Origin of the sequence: Congregibacter sp. (genome assembly GCF_965660375.1) — a bacterium.
In the GTDB taxonomy this organism is placed as follows: domain Bacteria; phylum Pseudomonadota; class Gammaproteobacteria; order Pseudomonadales; family Halieaceae; genus Congregibacter.
Window position 1 is genome coordinate 1 of sequence record NZ_CBFHZO010000124.1, and the last position, 3,074, is coordinate 3,074.

The 3,074-nt window shown below is 58.7% G+C and carries 2 protein-coding genes; both read left to right on the forward strand.

All coding sequences use genetic code 11. From position 1 onward, the window contains the following. The first annotated feature begins 95 nt into the window (after nt 1–95). Nucleotides 96–1,952, forward strand: a complete 1,857-nt coding sequence (locus ACTG3T_RS13050; protein WP_439102718.1) for a M1 family metallopeptidase — start codon at nt 96–98, stop codon at nt 1,950–1,952. Nucleotides 1,953–1,955: 3 nt separating this feature from the next. Next, nucleotides 1,956–3,074, forward strand: a 1,119-nt coding sequence (locus ACTG3T_RS13055) for a M24 family metallopeptidase (RefSeq protein WP_439102719.1), incomplete at its 3' end; no start/stop codon positions are given.

The following is a 3,074-nucleotide window of genomic DNA, read 5'->3' on the forward strand; positions in this document are numbered from 1 at the left end:
TTTTTAAAAGAGGCTCTTAGGGCCTCATAGGTCGTCGTTCAATCTTGAGCCCAACCGACTCAATTCAAACTCTAATTTTTTGGGAGTGATACCGCGTGACCTCAGCGATTCTTACCTCGGCCGCCACTGTTGCGGCCGCCACCCGCTTTGTAGGGATGGGCTTAACCCTCGCCGTCGCAATCAGCGGCTGCAGCAGTCAGATGACCGACAACAACGAGATGGCACCCGCACCGGTAATCGCTGCGCTGAAGGCCGCCGCCCGGGGTGAACCTCATCCCGATGATCTTCATCCGGACACCGCCCGGTCCGGCAAAGCGATGACGCCTATGCAGGCGTCCTTTGACGTGCAGCACTACACGCTCACTCTCAAGGTCATGCCCGAGACCCGTTCCATTGATGGACGCGTGGATGTGCGTTTTGACGCGCTCGAAGCGCTCGACACGGTTCAACTGGATCTAGACCCGCGGCTAACTATTAAAGAAGTCACGCTTGGAGATACAGCGCTGAGTGTCCGTCGTGAGGGGGGATCCTTTTTTGTGAGTCTTCCCTCGACGCTTGCCGCGGGCGCCAGCGCCACGATATCTGTAGCCTATGGTGGCAAGCCCCACGTGGCATTGGCCCCACCCTGGTTTGGCGGCTTTGTGTGGTCACAGGTAGACGGCACACCCTGGTTCGCCACCGCCGTGCAGGGCGATGGCTGTGACCTGTGGTGGCCCTGCAAAGACAACTTCGCGGACAAGCCCGACGAGGGCATCGATCTGGCAATCTCCGCACCGAAGGGAGTGAAGGTCGCCTCCGTCGGCGTCCTAACATCGATGGATGAGGGTGACGACGGATTTGATACCTGGCACTGGAGCTCCATGCATCCCTACTCCGGCTACGCCGTTGCCATCAACGGCGGTCCCTTCGAAGTCGTCGAGGACGAATATACCGGCGTCAACGGCAGCCGCTACCCCATCCAGTTCTGGGCACTGGAGGAGAACGCTGACAAAGCCCGGGCCCTTGTTAAGTCCGACGTAATTCCTGACCTCGAGTTCTTCGAGCGACTTCTCGGGCCCTACCCCTGGGGCGACGAAAAGGCCGGTTTCGTAGAAACTCCCCACCTGGGTATGGAGCACCAGACCATCAACGGCTATGGCGAGCAGTACAAGCGTGGTCGTTACGGTTATGACTGGCTTCTGCATCACGAGCTAGCCCACGAGTGGTTTGGCAACGTAATGACCCACGCCCGTCCGGAAGACGCCTGGCTTCATGAGGGTTATGGCGCCTATATGCAGGCGGTTTATGCCGAGGAAACCATCGGCGCCATGGGTTACTACGATCATATTTACGGGGCCTACACCAACAACGAGCACTGCCTGCCGGTAGCCAATCCTGAGGTGATCGATGCGGGAGAGGCTTTTGATAACCGGGACATCTATACCAAGGGCTCGTGGATGCTCCACAGCCTGCGGCGCTATATTGGTGAAGACGCTTTCTGGACCGGCACACGACGCCTGATCTATGACACAGCGGAACCCTGGTCCTTAAGCTATCCCATCCAGTTCCGCTATCGCTCCACGGAAGACTTCATTGCCATCATGTCTGATGAAGCGGGCGAGGACGTGAGCTGGATCGTGGAGACCTATCTTCGCGAGGCGGGTATGCCGGAGCTAGTCACCACTCAGGATAACGGCACTCTCTCTCTCGCCTGGAAGGTCCCAGGAGATCGCGACTTCCCCATGCCGGTAGAGGTAAGCATTGGCGGCAAGCTTGTTGTCGCAGATTTGTCGTCCGGGCCCCAGACTCTCACGGTGCCCGATGGCGCTCGTGTGCTCATCGACCCCGACAGCAAGATTCTGCGCACCCTGCCCATTATCGGCGACTGTTCAGAGCAAACCGAGCAGCAGATTCAGGACAACATTGAGCGCTTCACGCGCATGGCAAAAGACTTCGGCTGGCAAAGAGACTAAAACATGAGAACCCCCACACATCGTTCAAGAAAAAACCGTAAAAAGCTTCTTACTGCATTGGCACCTTTGGCTGTCGCAGTGGGCTGTCTGGACACCCTGAGCAGCGCGGTCCACGCTCAAGAGCTTATGGACCCCACCATGCCGCAGATTCTCGATCTCGATGACCGCGCCGCCACCGTTGACCGCTGGCTCAAGGAGCGACTGGATACGCTGATTACACCGCTCATGCGGCGCGAAGGCGTGGACATGTGGATTCTCATCGCCGGCGAATACGATGAGGACCCGGTGGTAAAAACCATGCTCCCGGCAACCTGGCTGGCCGCACGGCGCACCACCATCATGGTTTTTCATGACCGCGGCGAAGAGGCCGGCGTAGAACGTCTGGCGGTGGCCCGCTACCCGGTGGCTGATCTATTCCCCTCTGCCTGGGATCCCGAAGCGCAACCCGACCAGTGGGAGCGCGTGGCCGAGATCATCCGTGAGCGAGACCCCAAAACCGTTGCGATCAATACCTCCGAGGACTTCCCTCTCGCTGACGGGCTCAGCGCCGGCATGCGCCGCAAGCTTGAGCGAGCATTAGGCCCTCTCACAGAAAGAGTCGTTGAGAATCACAATCTGGCCATCGGCTGGCTTGAGACACGCACCGAGTCGGAGATGGCCGCCTACCCGCAGCTTGTGCGTATTGCGCACTCGATCATTGCGCAAACGTTCTCTGAGGCGACCATTACGCCCGGTATTACCACCACCGAGGACCTTCGCTGGCACCTGAGACAGCATGTGTCGGATCTTGGTCTGGATACCTGGTTTCATCCGTCGGTGCACGTACAGAGAGCCTCCCAGTCGGCGTTCTCCATTGCCAACATGAGCCTGGATAAGGGCGATGTAGTGATGCCCGGTGATTTTCTCCATGTGGATTTTGGGATTACCTATCTTCGACTGAACACCGATACCCAGCACCATGCCTACATTTTACGTCCCGGTGAAACCGAAGCGCCCAAGGGGCTGAGAGATGGCCTGGCAGCAGCGAACAAGGTCCAGGATGCCCTGCTGGCAACCTTCAAGACCGGCCGCTCGGGGAATGACATGCTCGCCGAGGCCCGCAAGACCATCGCGGCGCAGGGA